The organism is Synechococcus sp. MIT S9503 (assembly GCF_047304175.1).
Classification (GTDB): domain Bacteria; phylum Cyanobacteriota; class Cyanobacteriia; order PCC-6307; family Cyanobiaceae; genus Synechococcus_C.
Window position 1 is genome coordinate 599,438 of sequence record NZ_CP138955.1, and the last position, 17,958, is coordinate 617,395.

28 protein-coding genes and 1 pseudogene are annotated in these 17,958 nt (G+C 52.5%); 14 read left to right on the forward strand and 15 right to left on the reverse strand.

Annotated features, from left to right (window positions below; translation table 11 throughout):
- Together SIB56_RS03280 and pdeM are read right to left on the reverse strand one after the other, a co-directional pair.
- Positions 1-1,503 carry a hypothetical protein gene (locus tag SIB56_RS03280; protein WP_413325371.1) on the reverse strand — a complete coding sequence of 501 codons (1,503 nt, stop codon included), beginning with the start codon at positions 1,501-1,503 and terminating at the stop codon, positions 1-3.
- Positions 1,500-2,222: a ligase-associated DNA damage response endonuclease PdeM gene (gene pdeM, locus SIB56_RS03285; protein WP_413325373.1), complete on the reverse strand. Its 723-nt coding sequence runs from the start codon at positions 2,220-2,222 to the stop codon at positions 1,500-1,502. Before pdeM ends, SIB56_RS03280 begins: the two co-directional genes overlap by 4 nt.
- Positions 2,223-2,460: 238 nt before the next feature.
- Here pdeM and SIB56_RS03290 point away from each other — a divergent pair, with 238 nt between their 5' ends.
- Complete coding sequence (locus SIB56_RS03290) at positions 2,461-3,534, forward strand: transporter substrate-binding domain-containing protein (RefSeq protein WP_413325375.1); 1,074 nt, start codon at positions 2,461-2,463, stop codon at positions 3,532-3,534.
- 28 nt (positions 3,535-3,562) lie between these two features.
- On the opposite strand, the gene SIB56_RS03295 is transcribed toward SIB56_RS03290, so the two are convergent.
- Complete coding sequence (locus tag SIB56_RS03295; protein WP_413325377.1) at positions 3,563-3,814, reverse strand: ribbon-helix-helix domain-containing protein; 252 nt, start codon at positions 3,812-3,814, stop codon at positions 3,563-3,565.
- 87 nt (positions 3,815-3,901) lie between these two features.
- On the opposite strand from SIB56_RS03295, the gene SIB56_RS03300 reads away from it, so the two are divergent.
- Positions 3,902-4,552 carry a PCC domain-containing protein gene (locus tag SIB56_RS03300; RefSeq protein ID WP_413325379.1) on the forward strand — a complete coding sequence of 217 codons (651 nt, stop codon included), beginning with the start codon at positions 3,902-3,904 and terminating at the stop codon, positions 4,550-4,552.
- 47 nt (positions 4,553-4,599) lie between these two features.
- Here the strand turns inward: SIB56_RS03300 and SIB56_RS03305 are convergent, their stop codons facing one another.
- Positions 4,600-4,809: a hypothetical protein gene (locus SIB56_RS03305; protein WP_413325381.1), complete on the reverse strand. Its 210-nt coding sequence runs from the start codon at positions 4,807-4,809 to the stop codon at positions 4,600-4,602.
- 460 nt (positions 4,810-5,269) lie between these two features.
- Between SIB56_RS03305 and SIB56_RS03310 the strand changes: the two genes are divergently transcribed.
- Positions 5,270-5,509 carry a DUF6737 family protein gene (locus SIB56_RS03310; protein ID WP_413325383.1) on the forward strand — a complete coding sequence of 80 codons (240 nt, stop codon included), beginning with the start codon at positions 5,270-5,272 and terminating at the stop codon, positions 5,507-5,509.
- Here SIB56_RS03310 and SIB56_RS03315 read toward each other — a convergent pair.
- The 3 genes from SIB56_RS03315 to SIB56_RS03325 all read right to left on the reverse strand — a co-directional run bounded on the left by SIB56_RS03315 (position 5,497) and on the right by SIB56_RS03325 (position 7,335).
- Positions 5,497-5,694, reverse strand: a complete 198-nt coding sequence (locus SIB56_RS03315) for a hypothetical protein (RefSeq protein WP_413325385.1) — start codon at positions 5,692-5,694, stop codon at positions 5,497-5,499. The two genes, SIB56_RS03310 and SIB56_RS03315, sit on opposite strands and share 13 nt — an antisense overlap.
- 92 nt (positions 5,695-5,786) lie before the next feature.
- Positions 5,787-6,491 (reverse strand): ZIP family metal transporter, encoded by a 705-nt coding sequence (locus SIB56_RS03320; protein WP_413325387.1) that lies wholly within the window; start codon positions 6,489-6,491, stop codon positions 5,787-5,789.
- A 34-nt stretch (positions 6,492-6,525) separates the two neighbouring features.
- Positions 6,526-7,335 carry an ABC transporter ATP-binding protein gene (locus tag SIB56_RS03325; RefSeq protein WP_413325389.1) on the reverse strand — a complete coding sequence of 270 codons (810 nt, stop codon included), beginning with the start codon at positions 7,333-7,335 and terminating at the stop codon, positions 6,526-6,528.
- A gap of 34 nt (positions 7,336-7,369) precedes the next feature.
- Here SIB56_RS03325 and SIB56_RS03330 point away from each other — a divergent pair, with 34 nt between their 5' ends.
- Positions 7,370-7,603 (forward strand): transcriptional regulator, encoded by a 234-nt coding sequence (locus SIB56_RS03330; protein WP_413325391.1) that lies wholly within the window; start codon positions 7,370-7,372, stop codon positions 7,601-7,603.
- On the opposite strand, the gene SIB56_RS03335 is transcribed toward SIB56_RS03330, so the two are convergent.
- Positions 7,591-8,019, reverse strand: coding sequence for an NUDIX domain-containing protein (locus tag SIB56_RS03335; RefSeq protein ID WP_413325393.1), 429 nt, complete (start codon positions 8,017-8,019; stop codon positions 7,591-7,593). The genes SIB56_RS03330 and SIB56_RS03335 overlap by 13 nt on opposite strands.
- 225 nt (positions 8,020-8,244) lie before the next feature.
- Between SIB56_RS03335 and SIB56_RS03340 the strand changes: the two genes are divergently transcribed.
- The 5 genes from SIB56_RS03340 to SIB56_RS03360 all read left to right on the forward strand — a co-directional run bounded on the left by SIB56_RS03340 (position 8,245) and on the right by SIB56_RS03360 (position 9,961).
- Positions 8,245-8,724, forward strand: coding sequence for a hypothetical protein (locus SIB56_RS03340; protein WP_413325396.1), 480 nt, complete (start codon positions 8,245-8,247; stop codon positions 8,722-8,724).
- 163 nt (positions 8,725-8,887) lie between these two features.
- The gene (locus SIB56_RS03345) at positions 8,888-9,154 is read left to right on the forward strand and encodes a hypothetical protein (RefSeq protein ID WP_413325398.1); all 267 of its coding nucleotides are present in this window, start codon (positions 8,888-8,890) and stop codon (positions 9,152-9,154) included.
- Between the two features lie 86 nt (positions 9,155-9,240).
- A complete protein-coding gene (locus SIB56_RS03350) occupies positions 9,241-9,366 on the forward strand; it encodes a glycine zipper 2TM domain-containing protein (protein WP_413325400.1) in 126 nt (41 codons plus the stop codon).
- A 46-nt stretch (positions 9,367-9,412) separates the two neighbouring features.
- A complete protein-coding gene (locus SIB56_RS03355) occupies positions 9,413-9,646 on the forward strand; it encodes a hypothetical protein (RefSeq protein WP_413325402.1) in 234 nt (77 codons plus the stop codon).
- Between the two features lie 36 nt (positions 9,647-9,682).
- The gene (locus tag SIB56_RS03360; RefSeq protein WP_413325404.1) at positions 9,683-9,961 is read left to right on the forward strand and encodes a hypothetical protein; all 279 of its coding nucleotides are present in this window, start codon (positions 9,683-9,685) and stop codon (positions 9,959-9,961) included.
- A 105-nt stretch (positions 9,962-10,066) separates the two neighbouring features.
- Here the strand turns inward: SIB56_RS03360 and SIB56_RS03365 are convergent, their stop codons facing one another.
- Together SIB56_RS03365 and SIB56_RS03370 are read right to left on the reverse strand one after the other, a co-directional pair.
- Complete coding sequence (locus SIB56_RS03365) at positions 10,067-10,543, reverse strand: PAP/fibrillin family protein (protein ID WP_413325406.1); 477 nt, start codon at positions 10,541-10,543, stop codon at positions 10,067-10,069.
- Between the two features lie 250 nt (positions 10,544-10,793).
- Positions 10,794-11,063, reverse strand: coding sequence for a hypothetical protein (locus SIB56_RS03370; RefSeq protein WP_413325408.1), 270 nt, complete (start codon positions 11,061-11,063; stop codon positions 10,794-10,796).
- Between the two features lie 83 nt (positions 11,064-11,146).
- Here SIB56_RS03370 and SIB56_RS03375 point away from each other — a divergent pair, with 83 nt between their 5' ends.
- Positions 11,147-11,656: a hypothetical protein gene (locus SIB56_RS03375; protein ID WP_413325410.1), complete on the forward strand. Its 510-nt coding sequence runs from the start codon at positions 11,147-11,149 to the stop codon at positions 11,654-11,656.
- Between the two features lie 59 nt (positions 11,657-11,715).
- Here the strand turns inward: SIB56_RS03375 and SIB56_RS03380 are convergent, their stop codons facing one another.
- Positions 11,716-12,186, reverse strand: a complete 471-nt coding sequence (locus SIB56_RS03380) for a DUF427 domain-containing protein (protein WP_413325412.1) — start codon at positions 12,184-12,186, stop codon at positions 11,716-11,718.
- Between the two features lie 53 nt (positions 12,187-12,239).
- Here SIB56_RS03380 and SIB56_RS03385 point away from each other — a divergent pair, with 53 nt between their 5' ends.
- A complete protein-coding gene (locus tag SIB56_RS03385; protein WP_413325415.1) occupies positions 12,240-12,941 on the forward strand; it encodes an esterase/lipase family protein in 702 nt (233 codons plus the stop codon).
- A gap of 222 nt (positions 12,942-13,163) precedes the next feature.
- Here the strand turns inward: SIB56_RS03385 and SIB56_RS03390 are convergent, their stop codons facing one another.
- The 3 genes and pseudogenes from SIB56_RS03390 to SIB56_RS03400 all read right to left on the reverse strand — a co-directional run bounded on the left by SIB56_RS03390 (position 13,164) and on the right by SIB56_RS03400 (position 15,442).
- A complete protein-coding gene (locus SIB56_RS03390; RefSeq protein WP_413325417.1) occupies positions 13,164-14,294 on the reverse strand; it encodes a CDP-glycerol glycerophosphotransferase family protein in 1,131 nt (376 codons plus the stop codon).
- 242 nt (positions 14,295-14,536) lie between these two features.
- Positions 14,537-14,829 (reverse strand): annotated as a pseudogene (locus tag SIB56_RS03395) (phospho-N-acetylmuramoyl-pentapeptide-transferase); the annotation flags it as partial.
- Between the two features lie 16 nt (positions 14,830-14,845).
- Entirely contained in the window at positions 14,846-15,442 is a 597-nt protein-coding gene (locus tag SIB56_RS03400; RefSeq protein ID WP_413325419.1) for a DUF1543 domain-containing protein, read from the reverse strand.
- A gap of 56 nt (positions 15,443-15,498) precedes the next feature.
- Here SIB56_RS03400 and SIB56_RS03405 point away from each other — a divergent pair, with 56 nt between their 5' ends.
- A complete protein-coding gene (locus SIB56_RS03405; protein WP_413325421.1) occupies positions 15,499-16,632 on the forward strand; it encodes a DUF819 family protein in 1,134 nt (377 codons plus the stop codon).
- A gap of 55 nt (positions 16,633-16,687) precedes the next feature.
- Positions 16,688-16,921, forward strand: a complete 234-nt coding sequence (locus SIB56_RS03410) for a hypothetical protein (protein WP_413325423.1) — start codon at positions 16,688-16,690, stop codon at positions 16,919-16,921.
- A 59-nt stretch (positions 16,922-16,980) separates the two neighbouring features.
- Here SIB56_RS03410 and SIB56_RS03415 read toward each other — a convergent pair whose 3' ends face one another.
- Positions 16,981-17,262, reverse strand: a complete 282-nt coding sequence (locus SIB56_RS03415; RefSeq protein WP_413325425.1) for a hypothetical protein — start codon at positions 17,260-17,262, stop codon at positions 16,981-16,983.
- 313 nt (positions 17,263-17,575) lie between these two features.
- Here SIB56_RS03415 and SIB56_RS03420 point away from each other — a divergent pair, with 313 nt between their 5' ends.
- On the forward strand, positions 17,576-17,884 hold the full coding sequence (locus SIB56_RS03420; protein ID WP_413325427.1) for a hypothetical protein: 309 nt from the start codon (positions 17,576-17,578) through the stop codon (positions 17,882-17,884).
- Positions 17,885-17,958: the final 74 nt, after the last annotated feature.

Genomic DNA, 17,958 nt, shown 5'->3' on the forward strand with positions numbered 1-17,958 from the left:
TCAGGGGGTCGGCGGCGGAAGCACGGGTGGTGGTGGTGCCCCAATAACAACATCTGATTCGTGTATTGCCGGAACGCGCGCATCGGCAGGCTGGGAATCATCCGTGGATTCGGAACTGACCTCCTCCTGGTTCACCGATCCGCTGGATGAGGTGGCCTGGGCTTGCTCGGGTGGCTCCGGATCAGGGATCAGCAGGAGTGGTGGCGGCAGGTCGGGCGGCAGATTCCTCTCGATCGCAGGCAGCACCGACTCCGTCTCAGCCAGGTCCGATGCATCGCCAGGCCGCGGCTCCTCGAGGAGCACAAGGGGATCAGCCGTGATTGGTGGCTCAGGAAGGGGTGCACGGTCTTGCTGACCACGCTGCTCATCCAGGGTCAGACCTGGTTTCAGAGGCTGTCGTTTCGGTTTCCAGATCAACCGGGCAACGGGTTCCACTCCTTGCTCCATGACCCGGTTCAATCCGGCGAGGGATCTGTCGAGCAGACGCGATCCTGCATCTTCAATGCAATCCAGGGGACCTTGACAGGTCACCTGCGAGCGCAGGCCTTTGGCGAGATTTCCAACCAAGCCACCCTGCAGATGGAAGCGACGTTCACTCAGTCTCAGCAGGTAGGGAACGTGCACAAAACTGGTGGCTCCACCGCTGATCCAGTTGGCGTCCTCCTCAGTGAATCCCTTGACGCCTGGAATGATCAAACGGCTTTTCGAGGCGTGATCGGGCATATACGCGGCAACGAATCCGCGGCGACGGGCCAGTTCGCGTGTCTGCTCGAGCGTGAGACCGTCCCTGCTCATCAACATCTCCATCCGGCCATCACTGCGCAGTCCAAAAACCATCCGGATTCTCGGCAGGTAATAGCGGATGCGCTGCCCCATGCTGATGCTGTAGGCACCCTTGTAGCTGTCGGGCGGTGTTTCCAGGTCGTTGAAGACACTGTGCAATCCACCCACGAATGTGTCGTAGATCTCGGCCCGTTCGGGAGTCAGCTCTCCGTAGCCGAAGTCCACGCCTCCATCGCGTCTGATGCCGACGAATGCCCGTTGTCGTGATGCCGTTCTGTTCCGGCCCTGCCAGACCTTCTGTCCGAATTTGAGATCTCCGAGTGGAACGGTAATCTCCTGCCCGCCGTTGTCGATGTGCCGCTCATACATCGGGCCTGACACATAGCCCAGTGCTGAGGAATCATCGAAGGCATCCTGTTCCCGATCCCAGCCCTCGAGAAGGCCAATCCGCACTTTGCGTGGATCGAAATCGAGCGCGTAGACCTCGTCATCGGATTGATAGCGGAATGCACCCAGTGCATCACCCCTGGCCTCTGACTCAGCTGCTGGGATGGGTTGAAGCTGGGGAGATCCCGGGGCCAGGGCCACAAGTGCTGTGAAGACTCCAAGCGGAACACCCAGAACCAACCACGGTGTACGCCGGCGTTTCGGAAGTGGTCGTCTGCGCCGAACACGCTTCGGCCGGGGAGCCGCAACAGTGCTGGAACGGGTACGTTTCACCGCCCCACCTCTGACGCTCGGGATGAGTGTGCGCTGTCGAACCAAGGAACGATGGTGCCCTCGGCCACCAGCCATTTGCGGTAACGGTGACGGCAGTCATGGCCTCCCGTCAACTCCCCGAATGCCGGCATGAGCATTCGCTGTTCAACGTTGTCGAAGGCGAAGCAGGGGAGTCTGAGTCGGTCCGGCCCCTGGCGCAGGGTCGTTGTGGGGTGGATGTGTCCGCAGAGATTCAGGCCATCGCGTCCATCGATTGGCTGTTCCGGTTCATGGCTCAGCCAGAGACCACCAACTCTGCAGGCTGGGTGCTGGGGCAAAGTCCCCAGCTGAACACCGCGGTCATGGTTGCCGCCGATCAGCATCACCTCCGCATGCAACCGCCTGTGCAGGTTTCTGAGATCAGCCCTCAGTCGATCCGTGAGTCCGAGCCGGCCGTGGATCAGATCTCCGAGGATGACGACGCGCTTCGGTCTCCATCGCTCACAGAGAGTCTCAAGTCGCAGCAGCGTGGCTCTGTCGTCGTCACTGGGCAGTGGAATTCCGCATGCCTGGAAGACCTCAGCCTTTCCCAGGTGAAGGTCGGCAACGAACAGTTCCTGACTAACCGGTCTCCAGATGGCTTTCTCTGCAAGCAGCACCAGTTCTTCATCTCTCCACTGCCAGCGACAATGTGTGCTGTTCGGTTGATCACCGCTTTGCTTGACGTTGATGGAAGTCAACAGAGCGCTGGCCCCTTGAGGTGAGCACCATTTTGCTTCCAAAAGATGGAAGTGTTCCAAATGCGGATTCCGCGCTTCATCGGGCGTTGGGAATGGTCTCTCCGCATCGGGGGTGGCAACCTCAGAATGAGTCTGTCAATTGACTTCTGATGACCCTCGCATTGCTTCTGGCTCTTCTGGGATCGCTCATCGCCATGGGAGTGATCGTCAAGCGTCTTGAAAACAACGGGTGACGCGCGTGTTCATAGTCCCGAGGTTTCTGCTGCTTGCCGGCTTGATCGGCTTTTCGGTTCCCGGTGAGGCGATGGCGGCGGGACTGCGGGTCGGTGTCAGTGGTTCTCCTCCGTTCGTCATGCCCAGGGAAGAGGCATCACGGGGAATCAGCGTCCAGATCTGGGACGAGGTTGCTGCCCGTCTAAATGAACCCTTTGAACTGATCTACCAGCCGAACACAGAGGCCAATCTGCGCGCCGTGGAACAAGGGGATCTGGACCTGGCGATTGGACCGATCAGCATCACCCCAGATCGGCTGGCAAACCCCAAGATCGACTTCACACAACCCTATTTTCATGGAAGGGAGGGGCTGATGCTTCCCATGAAAGCGCCTGGACTCTGGGCGAGGTTCAAGCCCTTTTTCGGCTGGGCTGCTGTGTCATCACTTGGTGGTCTGATGATTCTTCTGTTCCTTGTGGGGAATCTCATCTGGCTGGCAGAACGGGGCCGCAACGCCGAGCACTTCCCTCGCCAGTACGTGCACGGAGTCGGCAATGGGATGTGGTTCGCCCTGGTCACTCTCACAACCGTCGGCTATGGGGATCGTTCACCCACAACCCGAGCGGGACGCGTGATCGCCGGCGTCTGGATGCTGATGTCACTGCTGGCTCTGTCTTCGATAACAGCCGGTCTGGCCTCGGCCTTCACCATTTCGCTGTCCAAGCTGCAACCAACGGCAATTCAGGATCGATCCGATCTGCGCGGCAAGACCGTGTCCGTGGTGGAGGGAACCACAAGCGCAACGTGGGCAAAGATTTATGGAGCCAAGCCTCGGAAGGCCGTCAACCTTGACAAGGCCATTGAGCTGCTGTCAACAGGTGAGGTTGATGCCGTTCTTTTTGATGAGGCTCCATTGCGTTATTTCCTCCAGCAGACACCAGAGGCGCCGTTCAAGATGGCGGCCTTCGCGCTGGCGAATCAGACTTACGGATTCGTGGTCCCGATGAACAGCGATCTGCGCACACCGATTGATGTCGAACTGCTGCAGTTGCAGAGAAGCGGTGCTGTGAAATTGATCACTGATCAAATGCTGCAGTAATAATTTCTCCTGCGAATCCTGCATGGATTCATCTGAAAACGCCGTGACGGCGCAGACCGTCTTCGATCAGAAAATTAGCCAAGCTGCTGCAGCTGCGACCCTCAGCCAGTGCCTGTTGCTTGAGGCGATTCATCACACCGCCGGCCAGCGTGATGTTGAGTCGTTCCGACACAGCCGCTTCGGCGACCTGCGCTGCTGTGACATCGGATGCCATGGCATCGCCTGATTCACTCTGCAGCTGTTCCTGCAGCTCTCCAAGGAGAGTTTTCAGGATTGACACGGTTTCGTACCTTCTTAGTGTCTGGATCGTACCTTCTGCAAGGCTGATGCCCTGCCGTAATCTGGCTCGGTTTCTCGACCTGTCTGGATGGAGACCCTGCCCCTGCAGCTGGAACCAGGCCAGGATCTTTATTCCACGCTGGCTGAGCTGGCAGCGCAGCAGCAGCTCAGCGGATTTGTTCTGGGAGTGGTCGGCAATCTTTCCCAGGCCTGTTTCCGCTGTCCAGGCCAACAGCAGCCAACGCTGATGCAAGGTGAACTTGAGGTCATCACCCTGAATGGAACCTTCTCGCCTTCAGGTGTTCACCTTCATCTCAGCCTTTCAGACGGTGCCTGTCAGGTGTGGGGTGGTCATCTGGAGCCAGGAACCGTTGTGCTGAAGGGGGCGCAGCTTCTCCTCGGCCTCAGCGGTCTGCCCGTCGCGCCAACCTCTCAGAAGCCGTTTCAGGAAACCGTTCATGACAGTGAACGAGTCGAGTTGGCAGTGCTCCCCGGGTGTCCCTGGAGTCTGCGTGCGAGGCAGCTGCTTGAAAGGTTGACCATTGCTCATCGTCTGGAAACCGTCGAAACCGACGAACGCTTCGAGTTTTGGCGTCAACGCAGCGGCATGAAGACTTTCCCGCAGGTTTATGTCGATGGAGAGCTTGTCGGCGGATACGACGAACTCGCTGAACTCTCGTTGCAACCCTGGTTCAGGGCGCTTGGCCAATCAACGTCAGGTTCGATGAGAGCTCTCTAGCGATCATTAATTCAGAACTTGACTCTGGCTGAACGATCCGGATTGTTTCACTGCGGGTCCGGCAGCTCAGGCAGCTCGATGCACAGCTGTTCAACTTCCTGGCGGAGCGCCTTGATGCGGTCCATCGGCGTCAGCGTGCTGCGGCCTGGCGGCCAGAGCTGATCGCTGTCGAGGTCGTTGGCCAAGGCCTCTTCCTCCATGGATTCAATCAGGGCGGCAAGCTGGGCACGAGCCTCCAACCATTTCGTGATGCTCAAGGTGGCGAGTGGGCTGAGGCCTTCGGCAGGTCTGAAAGCTAGCCAGCTCTTTCCTTGCGGGCTGGATTGAAACATTGCGACGCCGAATTGATCCTCCCCTCTTACCGAAGAACAGGTATGCGGAATGAATTTCTGATCATCAGCTGAAGGAAGAATAGAACCCAGTTAATACTGTTAATACTGCCTAAAATGAGAAAAATGTTCTTAAAATTCTCAAAAGATGATTGTTTTAAGGTGTTTAAATGGTGAAGGATTTTGTGGTATCCGTTGAATGATGTTGTGCTCGCGCACCGTCATCCATGCCTTTGAAATTAACGAAGCGATTCTTCTGTGACTTGTTCGGGCAGAATCCCTGAATGTCTTGAAACCTGCCTGGATCAGCACAAAGCATCCCTGGTTTCACTGACAGAGCTCCGGCCAGCTGTGCATTCACTGCTATGAACAATCCGTAACCAGCTCCATGGCATGGAGCACGCAAGAGGCTGCGGTGTCTGTCACTTCTGAACCGAATCTCTGGTCCGAAAAACCATGGTGGTGTCAACCCTGGACGATTCTTCTAACCGGAATCATCATCATTGCCGGAAGCTGGTTGCTGCTGCATCGCTTCTGGGTCAGCATTCCTGTTGCAGTGGTGATTCTGGCCTGGTGGATTCTGTTTCTTGTGATTGCACCAACCGCCTATAAAAATCAATCGCGTTGAGCGGCTCTGAAACGCTGTTTCTCATCACTCAGTTCAGCCTCGAGCTGCTCGATCAGCTTGGTCACCAGGGCCTGAAATTCAGGTTGGCAACCTCGAAATGCCGCCTTGTGCCGGATCGGCTCGTTGCGCATGCGCAGATCGGTCAGCATCAACTGAAGGGCGTCGATTCTGGCGTTGCTGTTCAATGCTTCAGCCTGCGGGCGAGGCGAGGTTATGACACCGCCGCTCTAACGGTGATGACGTCGCCGAGTGACTTCGGTGGGCACCCCGTGCACGGTCAGGCCGAGACGCTGTCCAGAAGCCAGATGCAGAGCAGACCGATAAAGAAGGCCACATTCACAAGCCCCGAATCATCCTCTCCGCGTGAATGGGCTTCCTTCATCACTTCCTCGACCACCAGGTAAATCAGTGCTGCTGTGCCGAATGCGAGTGTTCCGGTCAGTGCGGCCCCCTGCAATCCATTCGTGATCATCAGGCTGATACTGAGACCGATTCCGTAGGTCACCGCCATCAGTGCACCTGACAGTCCGCTGCGCCAGCGACCGGTCCCCCTTCCCAGCAGGGTTCCCAGGCCGATGGCCGCGAGTCCCATTTCAAGTGCGACGGCGACGGGAATCACCCAACTCTGCTGAGCGGCTCCGCTGCTGATCCCCACCACAAGTCCATCGATGAGGCTGTCCACCAGAAAGGGCAACATCAGCAACAGCATCGATCGCGGACGCTGGCTCTCAGAACTTTCGTCTGGTTCCTCAAGCACAGCATTAATCACGAGCAACAGGGAGAACCCGAGGCAGAAACCGATCGTCAGAGCCAGTGGGTGACCGCTGTTGCTGGCTGCAGGCATCAGATCGGCAGCGGCGATGCCAAGAACCAGACCGCCCACGAGATGGGCCACGACACCGCGCAAGCGCCTGCCGGGTCTGATGCTGCTGGCCAACAGGCCGCCGGCGGCCATGCTGAGGGCTGGAAGGATCAAAAGCACGTCAGTGTCCCGCAGGCAACAGTGAGCAGATCACTCATCCTGGCAAGACCTGTCGGTATCCACCCGCCTCAACAACGGTCAGTGGTGTGTTGAAGAGTGCTGACAGCCTGGGGCCAGTGAGAGCTTCCTGCGCTGAACCATCCAGATTGATGCGACAGTCTTTCAATCCCACGACCCTTCTGATTTCGGGGATGATCGCCTCAACCTGGTGCGTCACCATCACAAGGGTTGTTCCCTGTTGACACAGATCCTGAAGGGTTCTGAGCAGTTTGTGTCGCGCGCGCAGATCCAGCGCGTTGGTGGGTTCATCCAGAACGAGCACCTCAGGTTCGTGCACAAGTGCTCTTGCAATCAGCAGTCTGCGCCGCTGACCCTCCGAGAGCAAACCGTAGTTCTCATCAGCGAGACCATCCAGATCCAGCCTTCTCAGCAGTTCATCCGTGCGTTCCCTTTGCTCTGGTGAGGGTGTTCTGTCTCTTCCAAGTCCAATCGATCCGAAGAATGCAGCCAGCAACAGTTCCCGCCCTGTGAGCGAGGCCGGTATGCGTTGCTCCAGGTCTGTGCTCACGATTCCCAGCCGTTGCCGCAGTGCCCAGAGATTCACGGTTTCGCTTCCAAACAGGCGCAGATGCGAATTCGGTTTCACCACCGGATAGAGACTGCGGCTGATCAGCTTCACTAGCGTGCTCTTGCCCGCTCCGTTGGGCCCAAGCACTGCCGTTGACTGTCCTTTCAGCAGTTTCAGGGTGAGGTCCTGCACTACCCGATGACCGCCGATCCAGGCCTCCACGGCCTGACAATCCAGCCAGGCTGCGTCGCCGTCTCTTGCCTGATCGTGCTCCATCGGTTGATTCTGGCTTTGTCGGATCTTCCTGTTGATGTTCAATCGCCGCTGTGTTCGTTGCGGTTCCACCACCTTCCGCGCGGATCGTTCACTCGGTGGGCGCCTGGTGTGTTCCCGTTGCGGAATTCCGGCTGATCAGCTGAGAGCTGGATCCGCCAGCCAAGGCGGGCTGAGACGCCCTTCTCAGAGGGGTGGGGGTGGTTTTCGCTTCTGGCTCCTGCTGGCGCTGGTCGTCTTCGTTCTGGTGGTGCTGTTTCAATCCGCGTGAGTGATCTCATCGAGCTTTTCCACCACCATCGACAGAGCTGAAGCCAGAGGACGCTCCTGTTTCAAACGGCTGCTCCACAAACGACCGAGGCGGATCTGTTCAATGCTGGCCAGCGTCATGTCCTGTCCCTCAAGCAGCTGCAGCTGCTGAAGAGGCACCGTCAACTGGCCGGTGAACACGTGAACCACACGCTGATCATCCTGGTGGCGGAACCAGGCCTTCAATTGCTCCGGACACCAGCCGATCTCCTCCTCGAGTTCGCGACGCAGAGCGAACAGCGGTGTTTCTCCAACCTCGAGATGTCCCCCGAACAATCCCCAACAGCCCGGAGCAACGATACGTGGGTTCTCATCACGCAGCTGCAGCAGCCAGCGGCCATGCTGATGCAGCATTGCCAGTGAAACTTCAACAGTCATTGTCTAGTTCAGAACACAGCAGGGGTTTTCGTCTTCAAGCAGTCTGAGTTGTTCACCCAGCCTGCGATGACAAGCCTCACTGTTGCTGGATGACACGGCGTGATTGATCCCTGACTGGCCTGATGCGCGCAAGTTAATGCCCCGATTGATCTGCAGCGGTCTGTTGTTCTTTTCAGCGCAGATCACTGCCGCCAGCTTATCGATGCGATCCTTCTTGCGAATTCGATGACAACTGTGCGTGGTCACGGCACTATTCACAGCATGGAATTCGAACAATTTGCCGCCAAAGTCAAGCGCCTCGATGCGGACTCCAGCGAGCGCATTGCTCTCGCTGAAAGATGTCCTGATCACGAAGCCAGGATCCAGGTCGGTCTGGGCAAGGCCAGAAACATCCCTCTGAAAGGCGATCTGCTGAAGGCTGATTTTGCTGAGGATGGCAAACAGTTCACCAGAAACGAGCTGAACTACATGAGCGATGACCAGGCGTCGATGCTGGCCGGGATGGTGTTCATGAAGTTGTTTCCAAAGGCTGCACGTGTCTCAGAGGACGACATTCTTGAAGTCGAGGATGAAGACGGATCCTGGTCAGGAACTGTTTATACAGGCGAGGGCAATGGCTGGGTGTTTGCATGGATTATCGAAAAAAATGATGATGATGACTTTTTGATTTCATTCAGCGATTACGAGGATGAAGACGAGGCCTGATCATCTACTGATTTTCACATCTTTTGCTATTAACATTCGCTGATGAAGAGATGATCTTTTCTTTCCAGATAAATTTTTCGTTGATATCTGGATGGATTTTGTGAAATCTGGCCAGAATTGAGTCTCGTCGCTGGGAACATTTGACAACGTTCTGATCAAGCATTTGTTAACAAGCAATGATCAGGAAATTATTCCCAATCTTTTTGGTTTCGGCCTCTTCATCGTCCATTTTGCTGCCTATCCAGATCACCGTGAACGCGTCTTTAGTCAAAAGACTCCGATCAATCATCACAATCGGGAAATCCTTGAGATGCGAGCCAATCGTGTTGTCCGTGTTTCTCAGGAAAGATGGCAATTGAATGCCAGGGCTGCTGGTAATCAAGACAGCAAGCTTCCTCGCGATCGCTCCATTTTGGTCAATGCGAACTGAATGATGACTGGCTATCACCAATCAGACGGAGAGGGTCTTCAACACCAGTCGCCAGTGTTGATGACAACAATTGCATTGAGGGATCCGTGATCGGTGGAATCCTCTGTGCACGGCTTGGAGTTGTGCTGTTCAGCGGGGAGGGGCGATGCATCGGTGTGCTCTTGGGAACAACAGCGGGAGCCGTTGGGGGCTGTCAGATGGATGCAGAGTGATCATGTTTCGAACGCTTCCCACTTCTTTGCATTGGGTCTCTGATTCATGTCTAACGTTGTGACATCACAATCCATTGCTGTGCAAGAGCTTGTTTTGGTCGTTGGGCTGCTGCTCTCTGCAGATCCTCAAGTCCCAAGCAATAATCACATACGTCCTAGGGCGGAGCTTTGTGAGATGTATGCGACAGGAATGAGAGGCGAGTTCCTGCTTTCTGAAGAACGAGAGGATGATCCATGCCTTGAAATGGATAGTCCTCTGGATTACATCGTCGGTGAATGATCAGACATCAGCGCATCAGCCAGGTACTCAAAAACTATGACGATCGATCCGGTATCCGCTGTCTTGGAGGGCGTTCTTCTGGGAATTGATGATTTCGAGGGAGTTGATCCCCGGAATGCAACCACAGAAGACATCATCAAGGCCTGCACGCGTCTGGTTATGGCTTATGGCATCAAGCTGGAAGGTCAATGGGGTGCATGCGGCGAGACGAGTTTCCAGCTGGGAGGTGATGACAAATTCAGCTATTCAGAGGAGATCGATAACGAAGGAAACCCAGCTATTCTGATTCAAATAATCTTGGAAAAAGGAGGGTGAAAATTTCAACGCTGTAGGATAATTTGATAAAGATTGTTGCAGATTTTTGGATATAAACGATCGACTTGATCCTATTCAACTGTACAGCCAAGAGTCTGTCGCTCTTTACAGGAAATCAGAAACTGACTTGTCATGACGTTTCAGCAGGGCGAATACTGTGCCGGCGTTTCCTCTGCAGATTCGCAGGTCGTTCGTGAGTGCTGTGATGTCAAGCCATGCAGGAAATGACTGATTCACGGTCTTGAATAATTCCAGTCGTCGTCCCCCCGGCAGTGACGGCCCTCTCCATCCACCTCTTCTGAAACGAACGCCCACTCTGTTCGCTCCTTCAAGACAGAGTTCAGCCTCAACGGTTACGGCTGCAGCGGTACCAAGAGGGCCTGCAAGTTTCAGGAGATTCATCCCTCGACCATTGGCAGGATCCAGCACCTGCAGATTCTCCAGCCAGTCAGCCTGTTTCAGCCAGGGTTGACTGGCACTGCTCCAGCGAAGTTCCCAAACACCAGTCAGTAAATCAATTGAATCACTGAGTTGAATGGTTGATGATTTTTCAACATCGTGAATGAGTTCAGCGATTGCCATACTTTTTGGCTGATTTTTTAAAAGATTAATCAGCTTTTCATCGAGCATTTTCACGAATTTAGATAAGGTGATTGTTGATTCGTTTTGAGCACGCGTATGTCGGTTGCTCTTCGTGTGTCGGTTGCTCTTATCTATCATAATATTGTGGTTATGACATGCTAGATGATCGTGCGCTTTTCAGAACCCACGCTGAGCATATGAGTGCATACGGCTGGGTCAGGTTCCATGTTTCTCTGCCAGAATTTCCTGTTCATGATGGATCTGTTGACGATTGTCTTTCACGGGTTGAAAATTGATGTTTTGTCTCAGGCTGAGAACAAAATGGCGCACCTTGCTGACAGTGAAAATCTTTTTCATAGTCTCTATCTTTGCTTGAATGCTGGCAATTATTGATATCAATTACGGTATCAGTACATTTATCAATTTTTTGGATGACTCCTGTTTGAATCCGGTAATACAGCCATTTGCAGTAAACTTCTTCAGGTTGATGGGCTGCTTCGAGTGAGTGCTGCTCAGGCATGCTAAATATCACCTGCGTCTTGGTCAATTGAATGTTGATGCTGTTATCTGAATGATTAGCCTGAAGTGCCTGGATACTGTGATTTGTCAATTCCTTCCATCGTCAACTGGCTGAACGACTCCATCGATCAAGGTGGCGCAGATGCTGCTCTTTATGTTGCCGAACTGAAACAGAATTCTCGCCTGATAACGATTGGTCACTGCGTTCTTGGTGAAGTCGATCAGCTGGAGCAAAAATCTTATCTGGGCAGACTTCGTTATGTCACCTGTGCTGATCCTGAGATCTGCGATAAACGCACTAATCTGTCACTAAAAGATTGTTGGCTCGGCGAACAATTTCTTTTGTTGCAGCTCTCTGAATATCGTCAAGCAGTATCTGAGGTGCAGGATGCTGAGGTTCACGGTTATGTTGAAGTACTTCAATTGCCTGAGTCTGGGGCTTCTCGTTTTATTGAATGGATCGCTGAAACATCACAAAAAATTTTTTGTAGTCCTCAAGACGGCTACAGACTTTGTCTCGACAGTTTGGTGACAACATCAAGACAACGTTTGCTCTACGAGAGGGTTAAATCTAGGTGGGCTCAGGATGCCTGATGCATTGATCAATTTTGATCAGTTTGCTTCGTACTGTTTTTGACCTTGCACTCTGATGGTCAGATCAGTTCAGGATGTTGTGGATCTCCCTTGAAGGGTCCTTTCACTTCTGAACTGATCCATCCACCGTAAAAACCACCAGGTTGTGCCGTCACTTTCTCTCCGTTCAGCCAACAACCATCCATCAATCCTGGGTAGAGCGCAAACCAACCCGCAATGGGTCTGTACAACTCCGTCGGAGAGCAGTATCGCCAGACAGCTCGGTGAATTCGTTTCCCGCCTGCCTGAACATCAAAATAGTCGGCAACGCCTTTCCATTCGCAGAAACTGCGACCCGCTGCGGGGATCAGCAACTCCTGATTGGTTGCCGCGGGTGGCAGGTAGTAGGTGGGGGGATGAAACGTTTCCAGAACGCGTTGACAGCCATGGCCGTCGAACAGGACTTCCCCGCCAACCCGCACCAGAACGTGATCAGGGCTGAGTTCAAGTCGAGGCGGTCGGGGGTAATCCGCAACTTTCTCTGCAGTCATCAGTTGTCTCTGCTTTGCAGAGATGATGGCGTTGCTTCGTCGGGATTGCAGTCATGACATCCGTTGATCCACAACAACCGGTGGTGATCCTCGGGGGATTTCTGATCACTGAGGAGGCTTATCAGCCGATGGCCGATTGGCTGATGGAGCAAGGTGTCATCGCTGCTGAGGTCGTTCCAGTCAGTCGCTATGACTGGCTTCTCACGAGTTGGGGTTTTGGGTGGATACGGGTGCTGGACCGTGTTGATGACGCTGTGAAGCGTCTTCAGGCCAAGTCACAATCAGGCCATGTCACCCTCATCGGTCACAGCTCTGGAGGGGTCATGTTGCGGCCTTATCTGAGTGATCAAACGTTTCAAGGACGTTGCTTTGGAGGCGCAGCCAGATGCAATCGCCTGATCAGCCTCGGCAGTCCTCACCAGGCATTGCGCGCTACTCCGCTCAGAGCCATGGTCGATCGGTGCTTTCCTGGGTGTCATGAGCAGGGCGTCGACTATGTGGCCATCGCCGGTGATCTGGATCTGGAGAGTTCCAATGCCTCATCATTCAGTCGTCGCAGTGCGAAGGGCAGCTATCGCGGTATCGCAGGATCCGAGCAGGTCAGGGGAGATGGGCTGGTACCGGTGAAGTCGGCTTTGCTTCGTGATGCACGTCAGCTCATCCAAGCTGACACCGCTCATGGAGGCTTCTTTGGTTCCGTCTGGTATGCATCGCCGGCCCGACTCGAGGCCTGGTGGCGTTTTGCTCTGGACTGAGGTCAGGTCAATCAGTCCGGTCGGGGTTTCGGATGACGACCATCAATTCGCCAGTAGCCAAATAAGTCCGGTTCATCCCATTTCCTTCAAAAATCACTTTCAAAGTGAGGTCAAGTTGCTAGCAAGTGTTTTATAACTTTGGGCATAGTGCGAAAAGGGCCCGTAAGGTTCAATGATGAAGTCGAATGGCTGCTGAGATTAAAGTTTAACGTTTCTTGTTGATTATGCTGACTTCAAGCTAGAAGCGGCGTCGAGAATAATTTTGGCCACTTGTTTTGATGCATTTCCGATATTATAGCCAAACAATTCTTTTGCTTTATTGAACATATTGTCTCTGTTGCTGGGAAACTCAACACCATTCATAAATGCCTGAATGAGATCGTCTGCACCCTGGAACTGGACGCTTATATTTTTATAGATTTCATAAGTCTGTTTGTTGCGAAACGAGTCTTTGTCGATATTTAATAGAAGTGGCTTCTCCAGTAAAGCTGCTTCGATCACAATTGAGCTGATGTCACCGATGACGATGTCAGAAGCCAGAAGAGCACTGGCATCACTGACTCCAAGGCTTAATGAAGCCGCTCCTCTGTCTCTTTCATGGCAGAGAGACCTGTATATCCATTCTGATGTGTGAGTGCTCACATGATTCGTCCATAAATTCGGATGTGCACCTTGAATAATATGTACTTTGTCTCCCAGTGTTGATAGTGCCTGTATCAGGCTGGTGCCAAATCGTCTTAAGATTCCACGTGATGTCCAGTGAGAAGCAATAAAAATAACTGCTTGATCGCTAGCAATGTTCATCGACTGTTTGATTTCGTGTTTTATTTGAATTCTCTTTTCTTGTGAGCCATATATGTAGTCATAGAATATATCATTTTTTGGACATCCTGTGGCAATAAATAGTGCTTCTTTTCTGGTGATCTCGCCAATTGAGTCGCTTATGTATTCCCCTTCTGTTGGTGATACTCCGCAATAGATGTTCGAGGCTTTGTAGCAGGATAGTAAATAATCTGAGGCCATATTGTTGCCAAAGGCGGAGCCGTGTGGAACATGGATATACAAGCCATTGTTTAATCCATGGCTTTCGTCAGGGATATGGGTTGTGACTAACGCGTATTCGTGCTCGTTGGGAATGCGCAACGTGTCTTCACGTGGCTTGTGAAATCTTCCTTTGAAAAACTCAAATAAATCTTTCGAATTATCGTTTCTAAACTCATAGTGATCACAAGGTGCGTAAACGCTCATCCAGTTTTTTGCATTTGGTTCTTGGACTAAGAGTTCCTTGATGATGGGAAAATATGAATCCCAACTCTGAGAGCTAAATGCGTAAAAGATGATTTTTTCTTTCATCTGTCGTGGGTTTCTGCCGTTGGGACGCTAAGGGATTGAGTCTATTGATCAATGCTATCGCATTCATTTTTCTTTCAACATTCATGGATGCGAACAGTATTAGTGTTGTTCACTTTTAAATGAATCACCAATCGCCATTTGCTGGGTTTTATCAGCCATTCAATTGTTTTTGGTCCTAATTGCCTCGCGATTGAGACTGCGACTTCGATTCGTTGCCGTTGGGCGCTGCCCTTGCTTTGAGACCTTAACAACACTCCTGATATCACGGGTAAAGCGGTGCTCAGCCAGAAGGCTTTCACCACCAGTTTTCCGCTGGCACCACCCAGCTCGAAGTGTTGGTGCAGGGACGCCATCCGGGGCACCTGTTTGCCCTCTCCATCAGATCTCTTGGTTGCTTTGAACAACCAGACCTGAATGATCACAGAAAGCGATTCGGCTAGAAAACTCCTCCCATTCCCATCAGCGGCCAGAGGCTGTTGCTAAGAAGGGCTACTGCGGAAAGTGCTGTTCCCATCGCCAGTAATCCTGGCTGTCCATTAACAAGACATCAGTCAGTCAGGGCGTGGCTTTGGGGTTTTTCCATCAATCCGCCAGTAGCCAAACCAGTCCGGTTTCAGATCCGAATCGGGGTGTTCTGATTGCGGACATAGATGAACATGCCAATCATCGATTTTGAACAGGGGCAGACAATCATCAACAGTGCCCAGATTGTTGATGCTGTGCAGATCATCCTTGTGCACTTTCAGTGCATCCTTCAACCAACGCTGACGAGCTCTCGCCTTGGCTGCGTGTTTGCTGGGTGCCACAACAAGGCCGAACTCATGCAGCTCCTGAAGCGAATGGCTGTCGTAACCCCCAAGATTCACGAACCAGAGCTTTTCCTCTCCAGTTCCGTTCAAGTCTGTTCGCTGTTCAATCACCTCAGAACGATCTGCAATCAGTTCAATGGCGTAGCCATCAACGTGACGAATGGCTTTGTAGCTGTCGATGTGTAAACCGCTGGTCAGTCCAAACCATTGTTGTCTCAGCGATGGAATGGTGTCTTCGATGCTGGTTCCGACTACCCACCGCACGTCATGCAGTTCGATGTGACTGCTGGATGTGCGTCCGCCTAAAACGACGAGAAACAGCTTTGGAGTGGTGCTCATCGCTTCATGCTGATGCTTTCAGTCATGCTTTTGAAATCAGCAACCGGCCGTTCGTCATGATTGCGTTCCTTCCGCTGATGTCACTGCTTCTGGTCCTGGGCCTGACAGGCCTCGGTTGGTGGCTAGCTCAAGTGAACAGCTTGGCTCGCAAGCTCGGCTCCACCATGGTGATCCTGATGCTTGGTCTGCTGCTGTCCAACTTGACCACCTGGACTCCGGAACCATCCGCTGTGTCATGGGTTAACGGACCTCTGACCTCTTTGGCCATTGCAGAACTGTTGCTTGCGGTCGAGCTACGCAGCGTGCTTCCTGATGCCCGTCGCTTATTGCTGCCTTTCACTACAGCAGTCGCTGGGACGCTTTCAGCTGTTTTGCTGGTTGGGGTTTTGCTATCGGGATGGCTTGGGTCGTCTTGGATTTCATTGGCAGGTCTGTTCAGTGCCACCTTCACCGGCGGCAGTCTGAATTTCGTTTCTGTTGCCAGAAGCCTTGAAATCGCCCCTTCTTTACTGTTGATTGCCACGGCAGCGGATCACGTTGCATTCTCGGCATGGTTTCTGGTCAGCTTGCTGATCGGACGCGGTCGTCGTCAGCACAGAGCAATAGACACCCCTGCGGTGCTTTGTTCAGCTTCAACTCCTATCAACGCTTTTGCGTTCCCTTCCTTTCAAGCGGTGCTGACTGGTCTTCTCTGGGGGGCAGGCGTTTTATTGATCTCAGAACGTCTGGTCGGCGTCTTGAGTGCGTTTGGGGTTGATGTCCCATCAATTCTTGTGCTCACATCAGTGGCATTGATTGCCGCGCAGTTTCCCCAAGCTGATTCCCGCAGTGCCTGCTACGGGCTTGGTCTGGTCTTGATCCAACCCTTTTTCGCTGTCATCGGACTGAGTTCGAGTCTTGGTGTTCTTTTTGGTGACGGTCTGCCATTGCTGCTCTACGCCGGTCTGATTGTTCTCGTACAGGCCATTGTTGTGCTTCAGGCACGTCGTTGGTTCCACTGGCCAATGGCTGAATGCCTAGTTGCCTCTCAGGCTGCAGTAGGTGGGCCAAGCACTGCTCTGGCCCTTGCAGGAAGCCTGGAACGCCCCAATCTCGTTTTGCCGTCAGTGGCCATCGGGCTGCTGGGATATTTGCTCGGCACTTACTTCGGCCTGGCGGTGTCAGCTTTGCTGAATGGGCTGATGGGTTGAGACCGAATCGACTTTCACCCCATGGCCTTAAAGTCCACTTAATCATTGAGCATTGATGGCCTGGGAATACACGCAGCTTCGTTTTGTTCCCCGCGGCAAGAGCTGGACCGGTGAAATTGAAGAACTCTGGCTTGACGACAAGCAGTTGATCTCAAGAAACCACCCACAGCAGGTAAGCCTGGTGGAGCTGATGAATGAACTCGGTTCTCAAGGCTGGGAACTGGTGACCTACGCCCAGCCTTTCACCGGTTATCATGGAGGTTGTTATACATTCAAGAGAAAGATCTGAGGGATGAGTTGATGTAGTTAATTGTTGAATGGTTGGTTGTACCGGTTTGAGACAATTGATTAGATATCGCTGAATTGCTCTTTGGCTAATTGATAGAGAACCTTGAACTCTGAAAGTATTTCCAGTTTTTGCTGTGCATGAGTCAGCATCGATTTGCCATGAGGGGCACAAGCCTCGATCAAAGCAGCTCCCTCTGATGCCTCAGTTTTTGTGAGTTCGATTACATGTTCAATCAGGCGATCACATGGCTCTGTTTCGTCAACTTTCTGATAGGCAGGCCCGGCAATCACTGACAGGAGTTTCAGGAGCGCGCGACGTGTTGCTTTTTCTGTGACTGCCATGGATGATTCGGAGGATTGATGTGATTCTGATGGACCACACATCGATCGGTGCTGAAGTAGGAATTGATCACGCTAAAAGGAGTCAAAGAAATCTGAATTCGATTCAAGCTTGGTTGATCGGTACGAGTTCGGCTGATGCCTTCTCACCGTTAAGTCGCCACCGGTTCTTCGTCGAGCGCAAACCATGCAGTAGTTGTCATGAGTTTATTTAATTCAATTAACATTTAAGTCGGGAATTATAAATGCTTTTGTTGAATCTTTTATGGCTTCAAGTGAATCAAGTTAAAATAGAGTCGACAGACTATACCCATCAATGGAAATTAGGGATTTCAATAAGCAGGTTGCTCTCTTCGTCACAGAGAAGGTTGGAACAATGTCATGCGCATATGTCTTTGCTTTAATCGCTTTGGTGTCATTGCCAGAGGCTCTGTTATCCGAGGATCCTCTGGAAATAGTTTCCTGGATTGCAGAAACATTCCTTCAGCTAGTGCTTTTGTCAATCATTATTGTGGGTCAAAATATCCAAAGTGAGATCGCTGAGCAACAAGCTCAGACTGACAGGGAAACACTGACAGCCATCAAGAAATTGGCTGAAGAAATTCATGTTGTAACGACAAACTAGTTAGATTAATGATTGGCTATTGTTTGAACGGAGTTTCAAAATAGCCAAGAATTTGTCCATTATCATTTAAAACC